The organism is Flavobacterium subsaxonicum WB 4.1-42 = DSM 21790 (assembly GCF_000422725.1).
Taxonomy (GTDB): domain Bacteria; phylum Bacteroidota; class Bacteroidia; order Flavobacteriales; family Flavobacteriaceae; genus Flavobacterium; species Flavobacterium subsaxonicum.
Window position 1 is genome coordinate 13,263 of sequence record NZ_AUGP01000007.1, and the last position, 19,544, is coordinate 32,806.

Below are 19,544 nucleotides of genomic sequence, written 5' to 3' on the forward strand. Positions count from 1 at the left end.
TACCAATCACTACCATACACTAAATTTTTATGAAAAGAAAGCTACTATTTAAGCCGCTGCAAATTTGCAGCAACCTTTTTTTACTCCTTTTATTTTGCTCCGGTGTTATTCAGGCGCAAACCGCTACACCGGTAGCTATAACAGGAGGTTTTAACCAGGATATTATAGCCAATGGCGTGGGCAATGCATCGGCCAGTACCTCACAAAGTTTCGACCAGACCAATACGCGTGCCCTTGTATCTTTAGATTTTCAGGCTACAGCGGGTGCAGCAGCGCCAACCTACGGGTTACCGTCTAACGGATCTATTACCAGTGTTACCAGCACCGGCGTTAGCTTTCAGCTGGCAAGCTACACCGGCAACAATGCACTTTTCTTAACGCCATCATACGTTGGCAATGGCCTGCCCGATACCGGCACGCTAAGCTTTAGCGCAACCAATGTACAAACGCTTTACCTTTTGGCGGGTACAGCGGGCGGTGGCTTAGCTACTGTACCTGTATCGGCCACTGTAAACTTTAGCGATAACACCACACAGGTAACCACTATAAATGTAGCCGACTGGTACAACGGGGTCGATTATGCCATACAGGGCATTGGCCGTATTAATACCAGCAACAACAACCTGGAGGGCGATTTTAGCAACCCAAGGCTGTACCAGGTGCCTATAACGCTTAACCTGTCTAACTACAGCAAAACCATTACGGGCATTACCTTTAACCTTGCCGGCGATAACACTGCCGAATATTTTAACGAGATACGCCTGTCTGTACTTGCGGTAAGTACAGTAGCAGCACCATCTACTGCAGTTCCTACTGCTATTACTGTGGCTACACAGGGTGGCGTTCCTGCAGCTATTACTACCGATGAGGGCACCCTGCAACTTACAGCTGCTGTTACCCCTACAAATGCGGTACAAAGTGTTACATGGAGCATTACAAGCGGTAGCGACCTGGCTACTATAAACAGTACCGGACTGGTTACTGCCTTAACAAACGGTACAATAACAGTAACGGCAACATCTACAGCAAATAGTGTTACCGGTACATTAAACATTACACTAAGCAACCAAACAGTATCGCCGTATGCGCCTGTAACCATTACAACGGGCTTTAACCAGGATATTATTGCCAACAGCGTGGGCGATGCTTCGGCTTCTTCTACCGTTGGTTTCGACCAAACTAATTCACGTGCCCTGGTATCGTTAGATTTTCAGGCTACATCATCATCTGCTTTACCAACGTATGGCCTTCCGGTTAACGGAACCATCAACAGCGTAGCCACAGAAGATGTTGTATTTCAGCTTGCCGATTATTTTGGCAACAACGCCCTTTTCTTAACACCGGCTTACGTTAATAATGGCGCACCAAATACCGGAACGCTTTCGTTTAACGCATCTAATGTTAGCAACCTTTATATACTTGCGGGTGCTGCCGGTGGAGGCTTATCGTCTTTACAGGTTAGCGCAACAGTTCATTTTAGCGATAACACCACCCAGGTAACACCAATTTCTGTAGCCGACTGGTACGATGGACTTGGCTATGCCATACAGGGCGTGGGCCGTGTTAACAGGGCCAACAATAACCTGGAAGGCAGCAGCACTAACCCAAGGTTATACGAAATTAACCTTGCCCTTACCGCGGCCAACTACTACAAAACCGTTACGGGCGTTACCTTCTTTTTAGATGGCGACGAGACTGCCGAATATGGCAGCGAAATTCGCGCAAGCATACTTGCTGTTACTACCAAAACAGCTCCCGAGCAGCCTACTGCTGTAGCTATTACCACGCAAAACAATGCACCGGCAACCATTACTACAAACGGCGGTACACTGCAATTGGTTGCTACGGTTACCCCGGTTACCGAGGCCGTTACATGGACAATTTCTACAGGAGCTGCATTGGCTACCATAGAAGCAAACGGACTTGTTACTGCCCTTGCAAACGGTACTGTTACGGTTACTGCTACAACTGTTAGTGGCGCTACAGCTACTTTTACCGTTGTTATTACCAATCAGGTTGTATTGGCAACTGCAATAGAAATTACAACACTTAACAACGTTGCTGCTGCAATTACTACCAATGCAGGCACGCTGCAATTAGTAGCTACCATTACACCTGCCAACAGTACCGATACTGCTGTGGTATGGAGCATAACTTCAGGATCTGAATTCGCAACTATAAGCGCTACCGGATTAATTACAGCAATTGCCAACGGAACCATTACAATTACAGCCACAACCGCTAACGGAACGCTTACTGATACTGTTGATGTGGTTATTACTAACCAGGTGGTAGACGTTACCGCACTTACCATTACTACATTAAATAATGTACCGGCAACTATAGTTACTGCAGGCGGAACACTTCAGCTTGTTGCTACAGTTACTCCGGCTAATGCTACAGATACTTCGGTGGTATGGAGCATTACATCAGGAACAGCTTTTGCAACTATAGACCAAGATGGCGTAGTTACTGCCATTGCTAACGGAACAGTTACTGTTACAGCAACATCGGCTAATGGTGTTACCACAACTTTTGAGGTTGTAATAAACATACCTACTAACAGTGTAGATACGGTTACTTTAAACAACGTAAGCATTTATCCTAACCCTACAAATGGCATTATAACTATTGATGCTATCCAGCAGGTTACTGCTTTTGCAGTATACAACACAATAGGCCAGCAGGTTGCTACAGGCAAAAGCAACACTGTAAATTTACAAGATGCTCAACAAGGCATTTATCTTGTACAGGTAACTTTAGATAATGGCGCAAACCAAACCATTAAGGTTATCAAAAACTAATTTTTAACTTACACAAATAAGAAGGGCTGCCCAGTTGGGCAGCCCTTCTTATTTATACTAATTATAGTCAGTCCAAATAAAAATAATCCTTTTACCATAATTCATAATCCTTTTGGCTTAATGGTGCCGCTTGTTTAGAACAGACCTTTGCACCCAAATTAAGCAATGATTTGCGCAAACTATAATTCTCTTTTTTTACATACCTAAATTACAATTATGAACCAAATTACTTTTACCGCAGGCACCTTACAACGCCTGCGAAGAGCATTTACGGCAACCGCAACAGTTGCGTTATTGCTAATTACCTTTTTGGGTAATGCCCAAACCTGGGATTACCTTGGGCCACAAACCGGTATATCTGCCGGCGGGGCGAGCTTTATTAACTTTGCAAAAGGAGTTAATGGAACATTATATATGTCGTACTACGATACATCGGTTGCAAAAGGATCGGTGCAGCAATACTCTGCCGGAGCGTGGAGCTACCTTGGCGGAAGCGCCGGTATTACCACAGGCACGGCTACTTACAACTCTATTTGTGCCGATGCCAATGGCAACGTATATTACACCAACCAGTTAGGATGGCCTGGCAGCGGTATGGAAGTGCGTGCTTTTAACGGCATGGCATGGTCTGCATTACCATCGGTTACAACAGCGGGCATCAACTATCAAGCCAGTACGGTTAGTTCCAACGGCATACTTGTGGCTGCCAATGGCGAGTCATCGGGTACGGCAAAACGCTATGTAAACGGCGCATGGGAACAGCTTGGCGCAACAGGTTTTGCAGGCGGTACACCAACCTACCTTCGCATGGTAGCCGGTAATAATGGCGTGGTTTATGCCAGCTATAATAATGGCGGCTATGTGCATGTGTCTAAAACAGGCGACAACGCCACAACCACCGAAGCATGGACGGCAGTAGGCACCGCAAATGTGGGTGCTGCGGCAAGTTCAGAAAACTACAATTCGGCTATAGCCATAGACCAGAATAATAATTTATACCTGGCTTACGTGTCGGGTTCGGCGGGTGGCAATAAGCTTAACGTTAAAAAATACGACGGTACCAACTGGACACAGTTAGGGTCTGAAAATTTTACAGCAGGTAAAACACAGCACGTTAGCATTGCAGTAACAGCATCGGGTATACCTTATGTTGCGGTAAGCAACTGGGAAGATGCCGATTTTTTAAAAAACTATGTAATGGCTTACAATGCCGGCACCAATGCATGGACACAACTTGGAACAGGTTATGTATCTGCCGGTCAGGCGAGCTACAATGCCATTGCTACCGATGCCGATGGCAATGTTATTTTGGCTTACGCCGATAACAGTACCGGTACTATTGTAGCCAGAAAATATACAGTTGAAGATGCAACACCCGTTACGGCAGTTGCAGTTACAACACAAAACAACGTGCCTGCTACTATTACAACAAACAGCGGCACATTACAGCTTGTGGGTACAGTAACCCCGGCTGAGGCCAGTCAGGCAGTTACATGGAGCATTACATCAGGTTCTGAATTTGCTACTATAGATGCAAACGGATTGGTAACAGCTACAGCAAACGGTACGGTTACTGTTCGTGCAACTTCGGTAGCTGATGCAACAAAATTTGGAGAGTTAAATGTTGTTGTTACCATTGAACCGACAAACGACTGCCCTGCACTTACCAGTCTATATGAGAATTTTGATACGTTGGCCTGCTGCGATATGGGCGTTGTACCAACGTGTTGGAACAGCCTTTTATTAGGCGGAGCCAGCCAGATCATTTCGAGCACGCAGCCCGCTTCTGGCACAAGCCAAATCTACCAAAACGGCTATGGTACGGGTAAAATTTCAATTGTAGTTTTACCACAATTTAGCAATGTTAACGCCGGTACACACCAGTTTAGGTTTAAAGTAAAAGCAAACGGCGGCCCGGGCGCATTAGATTTTGGTTACATTACCGATGTTAACGATGCTACAACATTTGTAGTTATACAGGCCCTTACTATTAGCAACAGCAGCTACACCAGTGCAGATGCCGAAAGGACTATTGCAGTTCCGGCAACGGTACCGGCTAATGCAAGGTTAGCGGTTAGAAACCCGGGCACCACATGGGCCGGAATGTATTGGGATGATGTGTATTGGGAGCCAATACCTATAACAGCAGTTACAATTACTACCCAAAATAATGCTCCGGCTACTATTACCACTAATAATGGCACATTACAACTTGTAGCAACTGTAGCCCCGGCTGCTGCCAGCCAGGCGGTTATATGGAGCATTACATCAGGATCTGAATTTGCGACCATAGATGCTAACGGACTTGTTACTGCTACTGGCAACGGTACAGTTGTAGTTACGGCAACATCTGTAGTTAATACAGCTATTACAGCTACATTTACCGTTACGGTAAGCGGCCAGGTAACAACACCGGTAATTGCACCCGTTACTATTACAGCCGGTTTTAACCACGATATTATTGCTAATGGTGTAGGCAATGCTTCAGCATCTTCCACCATTGGTTTTGATGAGACCAATTCAAGGGCACTGGTATCTTTAGATTTCCAGGCTACATCGTCATCAACACTACCAACGTATGGCCTTCCGGCAAACGGTCTTATTACAAGTGCCGTAACACCGGGAGTAACATTCCAACTGGCAAACTACACAGGTGCTAACGCCTTGTTCTTAACACCATCGTATGTTAATAATGGTGCTGCAAACAGTGGCACCCTTAACTTTAGCGCTGTAAACGCTGCAAACCTGTACATTCTGGCGGGTGCTGCGGGTGGAGGTGTACAAACCCTGCCATTTACCGCTACGGTACATTTTACAGACAACACTACGCAGGTTAACACCCTAAACGTAAACGACTGGTATAACGGTACAAGTGCCGCAATTACAGGTGCAGGCCGTGTAAACAGGGCCAACAACAACCTTGAAGGCGATGCATTTAACCCAAGGCTTTACGAAATTACCCTGCCAATAACCCAGGCAAACCAAAGTAAAAACATTAGTGGTATTAGCTTTAGTTTTGACGGAAGCCAGGGCGCAGAGTATGCCAACGAGATACGTATGTCGGTTCTTGCAATAACTACAGGCCCGGTTGCAGATACACCGGTAAGCCAGCTTGTTGTGGTTCCTAACAACAATGCACCGGCCGCAATTACTACAAACCAGGGTACGCTGGAGTTACACGGGGTATACAACAACCAGGATTGGTATGGCACTACTTTAGTATGGTCTATTGTTCCGGGTAATTCAGGTACAGCTACTGTAGATATTTACGGAAAAGTTACTGCTGTAGCCAACGGCACTGTTACTGTACAGGCCGCACTTGCTTCAGACAATACCGTGGTAGGCCAGCTTGACATCGTAATTACCAACCAGGCAAGCGGCTATTGCGAGTCGTATTTTGTTAACGGTTGCAGTTTTCTTTCTATAAACAGTGTAACCACTACAGGTGGTACAGTAAACCTCGCTAATGCAAACTCAGGTTGTTCTAACGATAATTCTTTAACCGGTTATGGCGACTTTACAGCACAAAATGTACAGGCAGGCATAGGCCAGACGGTTACTTTTAACCTAAACTTCTCTACCGATACGGCTTACCTTTCAGGTTGGATCGACTGGAACCAGAACTTTATTTTTGAGGATAGCGAAGGTGTATATTTTTCTTCGGATGCAGAAGCAGCAAGCGGACTAAACTTTACCGTTACCGTTCCTGCGGGTGCTGTTTTAGGTGATACGAGGATTCGCCTTAAGGCTGTTAACGGCTGGGAAGGCTCAGGCCCGTGTGGTTACAACTCTATAGGCGAGGTTGAAGATTATACCTTTACAGTAACCGAAGCAGTTGCTACCCCGGTTGTAACCATTACAACCCAAAATAATGCTCCGGCTACTATTACCACCAACGGCGGTACACTTCAGCTTATAGCTACAGTTACCCCGGTTGCCGAGGCAGTTACGTGGACAGTTTCTATAGAGTCTTCATTAGCAACTATAAGCGCTACCGGATTGGTTACCGCCATTGCTAACGGTACCGTTACGGTTACTGCTACAACAATTAGCGGTGCAACTGATACGTTTGATGTGGTTATTACCAATCAAAATATTGTAGCCACAGCTATTGAGATTACTACACTTAATAATGTTTCTGCGTCTATTACAACTAACGCAGGCACACTGCAATTGGTGGCTACAATTACTCCGGCAAATGCTACTGATACGGCTGTTGTTTGGAGTATAACTTCAGGTACAGGCCTTGCAACCATAGATGCTAACGGACTGGTTACAGCTATTGCTAACGGTACTATTACGGTTACTGCTACCACTGCCAACGGAACGGTTACAGATACTTTTGAGGTGGTTATTACCAACCAAACCGTATTGGCTACAGCTATAGAAATTACAACATTTAATAACGTTGCCGCTGCAATTACAACTAACGCAGGCACACTGCAATTGGTGGCTACAATTACACCGGCTAATACTACAGATATAGCTGTTATATGGAGTATAACTTCAGGCACAGACCTTGCAACCATAGATACAAACGGATTGGTTACAGCCATTGGAAACGGCACTATTACCGTTACGGCTACTACAGCAAACGGAACGGTTACCGATACGTTTGACGTGGTTATTACCAACCAGGTTGTAGAGGTTACTGCACTTACTATTACTACATTAAATAATGCACCGGCAACGATAGTTACTATTGGTGGAACACTACAATTAGTAGCTACCGTTACCCCCACAAATGCTACAGATACTTCGGTGGCATGGAGCATAACATCAGGCTCAGAATTTGCTACAATAAATGAAAACGGCGTTATAACTGCCATTGCTAATGGAACTATCATTGTTACAGCAACATCGGCTAATGGTGTTACTGCAACTTTTGAAGTGGTAATAAACATACCTACCAACAGTGTAGATACTGTTACTTTAGCTAAAGTGAGGGTTTACCCTAACCCAACCAATGGTTTATTAAACATCGAAACCACTCAGCAGGTTACTGCTTTTGCAGTGTACAACGCCATAGGCCAAGAGGTTACTACAGGTAAGGGCAATATTGTAAACTTACAGAATGTGCAACAAGGTATTTACCTTGTTCAGATAACTTTAGAGGGCGGCGCAAGCCAAACGGTTAAGGTTGTCAGAAATTAATTTTAACTTACACTACTACAAGCAAGGGCTGCCCAATCGGGCAGCCCTTCTTATTTATATTGCTTTTATTTTTTAGACTGTATTGTATTGAAATGCAATTTTATATAGATTTGCCACAATCATCATCAATCAAAAAAATCAAATCAAAATGAGGTATGTAATTGCATTTTTCTTTCCGTGGCTCTCGCTGTTTTTGCAGGGCAAACTTATTTCTGGCATTGTTTGCCTTATCTTACAATTAACACTTATTGGCTGGATACCGGCGTTTATATGGGCAGTAACATCGCTTAATCGCATGTATGCCGACAGGCGAACCCGCACTGTAGTTAGGGCCATGAGAAGGGCATAAACTTGTAATAACTACAGGTCAATAATTTAAGGATGCAACGTTATAAGCTGCTTATCTCCATTTGCTCTTCGCTAATATACCACCTGCCACTAATTTGCAATGTATGCGGAATAACTAAAGAATAGTTTTTGCCCGCCGTTGTAAACTGTATGGTTACCTTGGTAGCTTTAACCATTATTGGGTCGCCTTCCTGGCCCTCGTTTAGCTGTACATCTTCGTTTAGCGTAAGTACGTTGGTTATTTTGGCGTTTTTCATGTTTAAGCCCAGGCTACTTATCTGGTACTGTAGCGTCTCGAAACTATTAGCCGCATTGTTGGTGCCGGTATACGATGTTTCTTCTATCATGGCATCGGTATATTCGTTTTTCTTGGCAACGCTTTTTATAAAAACGGTAAGTGCTGTAACATCAGGGTAAAGTTGCTTAAAAGCGCCCAGGTTATTATCGGCGGTAGCCTTAAAAAAACGTTCGGCAAGTTGTTGGGGTGTGGTTTGCGCAATGCTAACGGTGCAGTATAAGCAAAGTAAGTACAGTAGTTTCATATAAAATTTTATAGTTGGTTTATAGTTATAACGCTAAAAGTAGTGGGTATTGCCTTGACGGAATAATTTTTCGTGCCAAATAAAGCAGCCTCCTTAAAATAAATTTAAGGAGGCTGCTCTTTATAAAAAGTAAGATTTAGATGCTCTTAGAATGCAGTACTAATGTTTAATGTAAAACCGGTACTCTCTGGCACAAATCGGCATACACCGCCCACACATACAAGGCCACCACGCTGACGGCCATAGTTGGCAGCAATACGTGTGGCACCAATACGGTATGCACCACCAACATTGTAGTAATGCGTTTGTTTGCTGGTATCATCGTTACCATAGTTGTAAATATCCCAAACGTAAAGCGAGTATTTATCGTCTATGTTAAGCTCTAAAGTAGCGCCTGCCCAGTTTTTTTTATCGGCATCGGCCCACATGTGCTCGCCTTCCAGCCTTATAGAGCGGGTTGGGCTAAAGTTGTAAATAGCCTCGGCATTAACAATGTTAGTTTTAACCTTGTCGCCGCCTTCCTGCCATTCTTTATTGTAAAACTGGTTAATGTAGTAAAAGGCAGTATGCCATGTTTCCGACAGTTGCTTTTTAACCTCGATGTTGTAATCAGAATAATATTTTTCGCCTACGCCAAAAAATTTGGTATCATACTCTGCCGGGGCAAGCCTGTAATCGCCGGCCAGGTTATACCAGCTCGATGCGTTAATGGCAACGTTAGTACCGTATTTACCACCAATGGCAGTTTCTTTGGCAAAGTTGTAAAAAATATCAATTTGTCCACCGGTCTCGCCAGCCTTCATAATAGTCGTACCAATAAAATCTACTTTGGTTTGCGCCTGGTAAACATAAATATTGGCAAGATTAGAATGGTGCTGCTTAGTAAGTGCCGGCGTAAAGTTTAAAACCTTATCGTTGTAATTAAGGGTAGACGATGTAGCATCTACTGTGGTAGGTTCCCTTTCAGACAGGAATTTAAAATTCTCAGTCCTCCTTAAAGTAGCATCAATACCAAGGCCTTCTTTAGAGTAGCCAAGGTTAACCAACAAGGCGTTACCCGGCTTTACAAAGTTATTGCTCAGTTTATTTTGTGCATTAAGCACACCATCTTTGTCTTTATAGCTATATTCTGCCGAAGCATAAAACGCATCGTGAATAAAGTTTAACCTGCCCGAATAGGCTCCGGTAAGGTTATCAAATGTTGGGTTTTCTAAATTAACCTCTTCGTAGCGGCCCACGTAGCTGGCACCAAAAGAAAGGTCAGACGACTCCCATTTAAAAAGGCTGCTCAGGTTAAAATCAGAGTCAAAACCATAAATATCGCCGTTAGAAACGCCAAAACCACTACGCTGACGACCATACAAGCCCGTTAAGCGCACATTGTTGGTTGGCCGATAAATTACACGTCCGCCCCTTAATGCGGTGTTTATACCCAGTGCCCTGTCTTCCCAGGCACGCAACAGCATACCGCTGCCAAACTGCTCGTAAAAATAACCGGCAGTAAGCTCCAGCTTGCCTGTTTTGTAGCTTGCATAATACGTACCAAGGTCGGTACCCTTAAAACCCGGGTTGTAATTTAGTAGTGCATTAGGCTCGTAAGCCTCTACCTGCACCCCTGCCGAAAATCCACCCAACTGGTAGTTTACCAACAGGTAGTTGTTAGAGCGAATAGGTTTGCCATTAATTGGCTCATCATCCTGGTTTACACCGGTACCCTTATCGTTAAGGTACCATTGCGAATTCGACTCAAAACCGCCATAAACGCGGCCGTAATCTTTTTTATTTTCCTGTATGGTATCGTTTTCCTGTGCAAAGGCAGATCCTATAGAAAACGGAAGCAGCAATAATAATAGTTTCTTCATTTATATTAAAGCGTCTTCAGTTTAGCGTACAATTCTTCTTCGGCACCCTGGCTGTACCCGTTGTGTATGTATACAATTTTTTTATTTTTAACTACTACAGTATACGGCACATTAGCAATGGCTAATGCCCTTTTTAAATCCTGGTTGGTATCTAACAAAATAGTATAAGGCCATTTTTTTCCGTTTAACAATGGCTTAACACGCTTAGAAGTACGGCTATCGTCTATAGATATGGCAACCACCTCTAAATTAAGCTCTTTGCTCCACTCGGCATATTTTTGATTTATGGCATCAAGCTCGTTAATGCATGGCACGCACCATGTAGCCCAAAAAGAAAACACATACAGCTTATCTTTTTCGCTAAAATCGTTCTTTACATTATAGCTTTTATTGTTTTCTGAGTTAATGCTTACACTTGGCATCTCTTTTTGAGCATGTGCAGCAGCCGTAATTAATAAAAACAGCATTAGTAGCTTTTTCATTCTTTTAAGATTTTAATTAAATATTCCCGCGTGGCAATATTAAAAAAATTTTAAAATAGAATGCCCTTTTTTATGGAAAATTATAACCCTATAGAATTCGTAGAATTATAATAATCACAATTTTAGCCCCAAAAACGTAGTTTTAAGATACATTTTCGCACAATATGCTAATAATAACAATTTTTTAAAACATTTTTATTGAAAATATTTTAGATAACAATTTTTTTACATAATTTTCGGCCATATTTCTATCAGAAAAAAACATAACTAACATTAATTTTAGATTAGAATGAAAAAAATTTTACTTACTGCAATGGTTGCTTTTGCCTGTCTTACAGCAAGTGCGCAAACAGATGCCGATGGATTATCTTTAGCTAATGGCTCTAACGCACCTGATTTTACAGCTGTAGATATTAACGGAGTTTCACATTCTCTATACGCCGATTACCTGGATCAGGGTAAAAGTGTTGTTATAGATTTTTCGGCTACATGGTGTGGCCCATGCTGGAACTACCACCAAACACATGCTATGGCAGATTTTTACGAGGCTTACGGCCCTAACGGATCTGACGAAGCTATGGTAATATTTGTTGAAGGTGATATACTTAACACAACTTTAGAAAATATTTATGGCGAACAAGGCCCAATAGCAATGAGCCAGGGTAACTGGACTATTGGAAGCCCTTACCCAATTATTGAAGATAATACTGCAATAAACCTTGGTGCTGCAAACAAGTATGATGTAGATTATTTCCCTACAATGTACACTATTTGTGCCGAGACTAAAACTACTACAAAAGCTGACCAGAAAACTGCTGTACAACTAAGAACTCAAATTAGCGCATGCTCGCCTCTTGTAGGTGTTGCTAACCACGGTAAAATTGAAGTTCCAACAACAGTTTTAAGAATTTGTGACGAAGGCCAGGTAGCAGACATTACAACCAAACTTAAAAACTATGGCAACAACCCTATAGCTACCGCTACTGTTGTTGTTAAAGAAAACGGTACTGTTGTTGCAACTAAAAACTATACCGGTAACCTTGCTCAGTTTGCTACTGCTGCTACTGTTACTTTTGAAGGCGTTACACTTCATGCTGCGTCTACTTATACTGTAGAGCTTTTAGACATTAATGGCGAAGATGCTTTTAACGAAGAACTTACAACAGGCGAGTTTGATGTTATTCTTGCTAACGAAAGTAACAACAATATATTAGTAGAATGCTATACTGATAGCTACCCTGGAGAAATGTCTTGGCAAATTAAAGATAGCGATGGTACTGTTGTAGCATTTGGCGGTCCTTACCAAGGTACACCTTCTGGTAATGCAGGTGGCGATGATGCTAACACTATTAAAGGTTACGGATATGCCCTTACCGGAGATATTGATTGCTACAGCGTAGTATTTAAAGATTCTTACGGAGACGGATGGTCTGCAGGAACTCAAGACTTTACAGGTATAAAAATTACTTCTTCTGGCGGTTCTGTTTTCGAATATGCTCCAGGAAACTTTGGTTCTACCCTAACTGTTGCATCTGCATTTAAAACTACAGGTATACTAAGTACTCCGGCAGTAGAGGCTACTAAATTTGCTATGTACCCTAACCCTACAACTGGTGTATTAAACTTTTCTACTCAAGAAACTGTAGATGTATCTATTATAGATGTTACAGGTAAAGTGGTTTACACTGCAACTGGCATTAACGATGGTGGAAGCATAAATGTTTCTGCTTTACAAAAAGGTGTTTACATTGCTCAGATTAAAGGTGCAACTACGCAAACAACAGAAAAAATTGTTGTTAACTAATTAGTTAGCTTTTAACAAATAAAAGATTACCTAAAAGCTATCGGAAGCACTAAACTGCATCCGATAGCCTTTTTACTTAAATAAGAATACACAATTAACACTACTATTTAAATTATTATTTATTATCATCATGAAAAAAATTATTTTATTACTTGCTTTAGCTATTGGTTCTTTTGCTCAGGCGCAGGAAATTACAGTTAACACACAAGGTAATGGAGGCACAATAAACAATGGAGACACCTTTACGTATACTACACTTTGGAGCACACAAGCTGAATCATTAGGAAAAATTCCTTTTACGGTTACTAATAATACCGCTGCCCCAATTAACGTACAGGTTAGAATTGACCAGATTGAAAATGCAGACGGATCTAACGTGCAAATGTGCTTTGGTGTATGCCTTGCCACTATAGAGGTTGGCGAATTTTACCCAGGTTTTAACTACACGATCGAAGCTAACGAAACATCTCAGGCGGGCGACCACTTTGCAAACGGAAACGCAGGTGTAAATACTACGGCAGAAGTTAAATACCGTTTAACTTTTGTTAAGATGAATGAAGACGGAACTCCTATTTCAGACCTGCTTACCTTTAACTATATCTATTCTCCAACTGCAGGTGTTGGCGATGTTAAAGGTTTACAGAACATAGGTATTAACTTATCAAACACTGTGGTTAAAAACCAAATTGATATTACTGCTACTACTGCTGCAACCATGGAGTTATTTAACCTTAATGGCCAGGTACTTAAAACAGTTAGTGTTAAAGAAGGCTCTCAGTCTATAGAGGCATCTTTTCTTTCTACAGGTGTTTATGTAGCCAAATTTACTACTACAAGCGGTAAATCATCAACAATTAAGTTAGTTAAAAACTAACAACAACACACTATTTTTCAGTAATTTAAGTTTTAAGTTACGGTAAATAAATTATACTAAATGAAAAAGTACTTTATACTGCTTTTCCTGGCCGCAATGGCTTTTACAGGCTGCTCCAGCGATTATACGATTTTAGATTCTGTGGGCAACGTTACACTAACTGCCGATAAATCTAACCAGATTATTGGTAATGCCATTACCTTTACCGTTAAAGACGATAAAGGAACCGATGTTACTCAAGAGACTATTTTTTATGTTGATGGTGTAGCTATAGATGGTAACACATTTACATCAGAAACAATGGGTACTTTTGCGGTTAATGCTGATTACTCAGGCGTAAAAAGCGAATCGCTTACAGTAACTTTTGGAGATGGCTCTGAAATTAACTTTGTTAAGCGTGTATTGGTAGAAGATTATACCGGTACCTGGTGCGGCTATTGCCCAAGGGTAGCTTACGCTATAGAGCAACTGCACCTGCAAACAGAAAATTTTGTTCCTGTTGCTATACACCGCCCAAGCTCTAATGTTTCGAGTATTAATTATGACCCCTATAACTACGACACATCCGAACTGGAAAACATTATAGACATTCCAGGCTATCCAAAAGGTATGCTTAACCGCATGACACAATGGAAATTTCCTGAACCAAACAATGTTGATAAAGCTGTTGCCTTAACTCAGGGCGAAAACCCTAAACTGGGTCTTGCCTTAACACCGGTTGTTAGTGGTGGTACTATAAACCTAAGTGTAAATGTAAACTTTAGTAAAGATTTTACAGGTTTAAAACTGGTAGTGTATGTATTGGAAAATGGTTTAATTTACGAGCAGCATAACTATACAACCTATTATGGAGGTGTAGATGTTATAGAAGATTACGAACATAACCATGTGCTTCGTGCAGTGCTTACGCCATTATTAGGTGAGGCTATAAGCGGCACTGAAACTGTTATAAACAATACGTTTACAAAATCGTTTAACGTTAGTGTTCCTGAAAATGTCATTAATTATTCAAAACTTGAGTTTGTTGCCTTTGTTGTAGATGCAGATGGCAAAGCACTTAACGTGCGTAAAGCTGCTGCCGGCGATGTGCAGGAATTTGAAATACAGTAATATTACTTTTTACACATACAAAAGGCTGCCAGTTGGCAGCCTTTTCTTGTTTAGACGATCATGGGATGCTTATGCCCTGTTATCTATAAAGCTTATTGGTTTACGGCTCATAGGGTTAAACATAACACTATTAAGCTCCTGCAGGCTTACAAAAACAATTTTAGGCGTTACCCTTAGTTTAGCCCTAAAATGGTCTTTAATTTCTGTCAATAACTCCTCAGTTGGGTTTGCAGCAGCTACTTTTATAAGTATCTCATCGGTTCCAAGTTCGTTGGTAGATATCTCTATAATATGGCTTTGTATATCGGTAAACGATTGCAGCAAATCTACCATAGCAGGCGGGTATAGCGTAGTGCCCTTATATTTTATCATCTGCTGCTTACGGCCAATTACAGGGCCTATTCGCGTAGTTGTGCGTCCGCAGGCACAAGGTTCGTTATGCAGCTGAACAATATCGCCCGTTTTAAAACGCACCAAAGGCATGCCTTCTATCCCTAACGTTGTAACGGCCAGCTCTCCGCTATGCCCGATAGCCACAGGGTTATTATCATCGTCCAACACTTCGGCAATAATAAGTTCCGGGTGGTGGTGCCCCCCCTTAAAACGTTCACATTCGGCAAAAGCAGTGCTCATTTCGGTAGAAGCATAGGTAGAGAAGAGCTTGATATCCCACTTATCGGTAATTTTATTTGATAGCCTGTTAGCCGAAAAATCCTGGTTACGCAGTGGTTCACCAATGCAAATTGCACCTTTAATGCTGCTGTTGTTATAGTCTATTCCGTGTATTTCGGCATACTCTATAAGCTTTAACAGGAATGACGGAACTGTAATTAGGTAAGTCGGGTTGTATTTTAAGATAGAATCCCACTGTAATTCAGGCACGCCGGCTCCTACCCTTATAATGCCCGCTTTTAATTTCCGAATGCCTAAAAAATAAGCCAGGCCCGCCATAAAACGTCGGTCTATGGTTGTCATTAATTGCACTACATCGCCCTCCTTAATACCCGAGCAGGCAAAAGAAATAGCCTCGTTGTAAGCCAGGCGGTCAAGGTCTTTATCGGTTAGCCCGAAAGTTACCGGCTTACCCGATGTGCCCGATGTTGTGGTATAATCTACAATGGCCTGTTTAGGCACACACAAAAAATCATCGTTAAACTCCTGCAATTGCTCTTTGGTAGTAACAGGCAGCTGCTGCAAATCTTCTATAGTTTGAATTGCACTAATATCTATACCCTCTTTGGCAAAAAGCGCTTTATAGTAAGGCGAATTAGTAGCCACATATTGCAAAGCCTCTTTAAGCTTTTGCTCCTGGAAGGCTTTAATTTCGGGCTGTGGAACCGTTTCTATAGAAGGTATGGTCATTGCTAATTGAGTTTCTTATTTATTTTATCCAGATATTCCTGTGTTTTTTGCTTATCCGGCAGGGTAGTAATTTCTTTTGTCAGCGCTTTTTCAAACTCAGCACGGGCAGCGGTGTAATAGCCACGGTTGTAATTATACAGCCCTGCTTTGTAATACACCACCCAAAAATCGGGGTTTAATGATTGATACCCGGCAATAAAATTAGCCGGTAATACCGCCCCATCCTTAATAGCTTTATCCAAAACACGGTCTTGCACCCTATACTGCTCATAGTTTTTAAAAGCATCGGAATGTACAAAATTATCTTCGGGTATTAAAAGCGAATCAATAGCTAAAGAGGTTGTGTTATTATTATGCTCGCTGCCAAAAACCTCATCAAGGTCGTACGCCACATAAGCGCCCAATTGGTAAGGGTTAGACGAGACCCACACCTGCCGGTGTTCCGGCTTAAAAATAACCGAATGGTGCGCCAGCAACTGGTTTATAGCCTTCTCATTACCATAGCCTAAAGGCAGGTTATTAAGCCCATCGGTATTGCGCATAATGGCCGCGGCCTTAACCGGGTTTACCTTTCCGTGCTGCTCCAAAAGCTGGGTCATACGTTCGTAGCGATATTCGGAATGGCTGTTAACAATAGCCTCATCGTTATTTTTATCGCCTTTATAAGCATCGCTCTGAAAGTGATTGGAGCATATTAGTTGCGATGTATTAGGTACATCATAGACCCCGAATTTCTCCGGAGATACTTCTATCAAAACCGCCTTATGATCGTGTGCACTGCCCACCATCATACTTTCTGACACAAAAACCTCATGCTTTTTGGCTATCGCAATGGCCTGTTCTATGTTTGATGCATGCTGCAAAATATCGCGTGCCAGTATAGATATAGGCGTTTTAGCCACCATTGGCACATCCGATTTGCCTGAATTTAATGTTATGGTAAGCCCTTCAGCATTCATGCCTGATAGCGTGCCTATCATACCACCCCAGGTAACCGACATAAACGGGTACCCCTCATCAGGCTTTACAAACGATACTATTTTGTTTTGCGCAAATTCGTCGCCGGCATAAAAGTCGAGGTTGCGCGCCAGAAGTAACGAGCCGTCTTCGGTATTTTCATCCCAGGCGGCAAAAGAAGTACACCCCACTAAAGATAGGTCTTTTAACGCATGCCCAATATCGTGGGCGGCATGCAGGTACAATACCCTTAAATAAGGCGGCGCAACATCATCATATTCATGTGAAACGTATTGTGAAAGGCCATAGATCTCGGTTTGGTATTCTTCCGGCACATGCAGGTATACTTTCCTGTTATACCATTTTAAAAATTGCCTGAGCAGGCTTAATTTGAATTTAGAGGGTACTATCTCCTTAACTTTTTCCAGAAAAAGCTGTTCCTGCCTCACAATAAGGTCTTGAGAAAGTGCCCCGGTAATAAGGCCACGCTGTAGCGGATCTCCCTCTACATACATTTCCCAAAGGCCCTGTTTATTTTGCAGTAAAAAGTTATTGCCGTAAGTAGCCCCACCACCAGGCTGATGCTGTAGTACCGGAACGGTTGCGTTATAACCCTGCGTTACCGGTTGATGATGAAGTGAATTGTAAGTACCGCAAGACACCAGCTGCAATAACATGCAGAGTGCCGGCAGTATGTACAATACCTTCTTCATTTTACTTATAAATTAAGCTCTTTATTTATTTTATTGATAAGGTAGTCTTTACCTAAAATCTCAGAGCAGGTAACCACAGCACCAATGGTAACTCCAAGAACGCCGTGCATGTTAATGCTTTGGCCGGTAAGGTACAAATTATCTAATTTGGTTTTTGGCGCCAGGTACGTAGTCATTGGGTTATTGCTATCTTTTACATAACCGTATAGGTTGCCGTTTTGGCCACCAATAAAATCGCGGTACGACAGTGGCGTAGAGGTATGAACCGACTGGATGCAATCGCGTATGCCGGGAAATTTTTTCTCTACCTCTATCAAAAACTTCTCAGTCTTTTCTTTTTTAAAGGTATCATAAGCAGCGCCACGGTCGGCTTCTTCAGCAGTGGTGTTAAAGGTGTTTTCCCACTCTTTAACCTCGTTAAAATCCATAAAGGTAATCAGGGTCATGCTTTCGGCCCACTCGCCCTGGCCGTTTTTAACGTTCATAGACGCCATATAACCTTCCGGCCACGACTCTTTAGTGCACTCCATAGCCTTCCAAACGCGGGTACTATCTTTAAAATGATAGTAATTGTGGTTTAGATATTTAAATGTTTTGGGTTTAAACACCAGGTACAGGCTAAATGCCGACCCGGTAACTTCAAGTCCCTGCACCCTTTTATAAAATGCTTTCCTAAATTTATTTTCGCCCACCATTTTAAGGGTGGTTTTAGGCTCTATGTTCGATATAAAAATATCGGCAAAAACCTCTTCTCCTGTTTTTATTTTAGCCGAAACAAGTCGGTTGTCCTCGGTTTCAAATTTGGTAACTTCTTTGTATTTGTAGGTTTCGCCACCGTATTTTTTAAGCTGTTTAATAAGCTGCTTGGTTATGTTGCTACCGCCATTAATACAACGCCATGAGCTTTGCATATACGAGTTTACCGATAGCGCATGCAGGTAAAATGGCGATTTATCTTCTACACCGGCATATAAAAAGTTAGACCCGGCCAATACCGCCCTAAGCTTTTCGTTTTGGGTAAGATTGTCAAAATATTGCTTGGCATTTTCAGAAAATATGCTGGTATCATATCCGTCCATGCTATTTCTAAGGTTGTACAGCGGAAAAGAATCGCAGGTTTCAATCAGTTTTTGGCAGTACTTTTTGAGGTTCTCCTCTTCATCCGGAAAATACTTTACAAGCTGCTTAATAAAATTATCGTATCCTTGTGCATGTGGGTACTGCTGCTCATCATCATCGAAAGATATAACATCGTAGGCATCTTCATCCATCTTTTTAAGATTAAGATCGTCCATTATGCCTATGTACTTAAAGTAATTGTACAGGTTTTGCCCCTTATCAAGCCCGCCTATGTAGTGTATGCCGGTATCAAAAATGGTTTTGTCTCTAACAAAAGTTTGCAGGTTACCCCCAAACTGGTTGTTTTTTTCGAGCACACAAACGCTGTAGCCCTCTTTAGCCAAAATAATAGAAGACACCAGCCCGCCAAGACCGCTTCCAACAATTACAATATCATACTTTTTTTTCACTTT

Annotated in this window: 12 protein-coding genes; 6 read left to right on the forward strand and 6 right to left on the reverse strand. The window is 42.2% G+C overall.

Annotation, left to right across the window (positions count from 1 at the left end; genetic code table 11):
• Positions 1-29 precede the first annotated feature (29 nt).
• The 3 genes from G509_RS0102035 (at position 30) to G509_RS0102045 (ending at position 8,307) form a co-directional block, all read left to right on the forward strand.
• Positions 30-2,804, forward strand: coding sequence for a beta strand repeat-containing protein (locus G509_RS0102035; protein WP_026990002.1), 2,775 nt, complete (start codon positions 30-32; stop codon positions 2,802-2,804).
• Between the two features lie 216 nt (positions 2,805-3,020).
• Positions 3,021-7,958, forward strand: coding sequence for a beta strand repeat-containing protein (locus G509_RS22700; protein WP_051199899.1), 4,938 nt, complete (start codon positions 3,021-3,023; stop codon positions 7,956-7,958).
• A 148-nt stretch (positions 7,959-8,106) separates the two neighbouring features.
• On the forward strand, positions 8,107-8,307 hold the full coding sequence (locus tag G509_RS0102045) for a YqaE/Pmp3 family membrane protein (RefSeq protein ID WP_026990003.1): 201 nt from the start codon (positions 8,107-8,109) through the stop codon (positions 8,305-8,307).
• Between the two features lie 40 nt (positions 8,308-8,347).
• On the opposite strand, the gene G509_RS0102050 is transcribed toward G509_RS0102045, so the two are convergent.
• The 3 genes from G509_RS0102050 to G509_RS0102060 all read right to left on the reverse strand — a co-directional run bounded on the left by G509_RS0102050 (position 8,348) and on the right by G509_RS0102060 (position 11,192).
• Positions 8,348-8,848, reverse strand: a complete 501-nt coding sequence (locus tag G509_RS0102050; protein WP_026990004.1) for a hypothetical protein — start codon at positions 8,846-8,848, stop codon at positions 8,348-8,350.
• Positions 8,849-8,994: 146 nt separating this feature from the next.
• Positions 8,995-10,710 (reverse strand): DUF6029 family protein, encoded by a 1,716-nt coding sequence (locus tag G509_RS0102055; protein ID WP_026990005.1) that lies wholly within the window; start codon positions 10,708-10,710, stop codon positions 8,995-8,997.
• A gap of 5 nt (positions 10,711-10,715) precedes the next feature.
• Complete coding sequence (locus tag G509_RS0102060; RefSeq protein WP_026990006.1) at positions 10,716-11,192, reverse strand: TlpA family protein disulfide reductase; 477 nt, start codon at positions 11,190-11,192, stop codon at positions 10,716-10,718.
• A 289-nt stretch (positions 11,193-11,481) separates the two neighbouring features.
• Here G509_RS0102060 and G509_RS0102070 point away from each other — a divergent pair, with 289 nt between their 5' ends.
• From G509_RS0102070 to G509_RS0102080, 3 genes are all read left to right on the forward strand, one after another.
• Entirely contained in the window at positions 11,482-12,996 is a 1,515-nt protein-coding gene (locus tag G509_RS0102070; protein ID WP_026990007.1) for a T9SS type A sorting domain-containing protein, read from the forward strand.
• Between the two features lie 130 nt (positions 12,997-13,126).
• Positions 13,127-13,870 (forward strand): T9SS type A sorting domain-containing protein, encoded by a 744-nt coding sequence (locus G509_RS0102075; protein ID WP_026990008.1) that lies wholly within the window; start codon positions 13,127-13,129, stop codon positions 13,868-13,870.
• 60 nt (positions 13,871-13,930) lie between these two features.
• Positions 13,931-14,980, forward strand: coding sequence for an Omp28-related outer membrane protein (locus tag G509_RS0102080; protein ID WP_026990009.1), 1,050 nt, complete (start codon positions 13,931-13,933; stop codon positions 14,978-14,980).
• Positions 14,981-15,049: 69 nt separating this feature from the next.
• Here the strand turns inward: G509_RS0102080 and flxY are convergent, their stop codons facing one another.
• From flxY to G509_RS0102095, 3 genes are read right to left on the reverse strand one after another with little or no spacing between them, the layout of a single operon-like run.
• Positions 15,050-16,342, reverse strand: coding sequence for a flexirubin biosynthesis putative acyl-CoA ligase FlxY (gene flxY / locus G509_RS0102085; protein WP_035738377.1), 1,293 nt, complete (start codon positions 16,340-16,342; stop codon positions 15,050-15,052).
• Positions 16,343-16,344: 2 nt separating this feature from the next.
• The gene (locus G509_RS0102090; RefSeq protein ID WP_035738379.1) at positions 16,345-18,012 is read right to left on the reverse strand and encodes an acyl-CoA--6-aminopenicillanic acid acyl-transferase; all 1,668 of its coding nucleotides are present in this window, start codon (positions 18,010-18,012) and stop codon (positions 16,345-16,347) included.
• Positions 18,013-18,017: 5 nt separating this feature from the next.
• Complete coding sequence (locus G509_RS0102095) at positions 18,018-19,541, reverse strand: phytoene desaturase family protein (RefSeq protein WP_026990012.1); 1,524 nt, start codon at positions 19,539-19,541, stop codon at positions 18,018-18,020.
• Positions 19,542-19,544 lie beyond the last annotated feature (3 nt).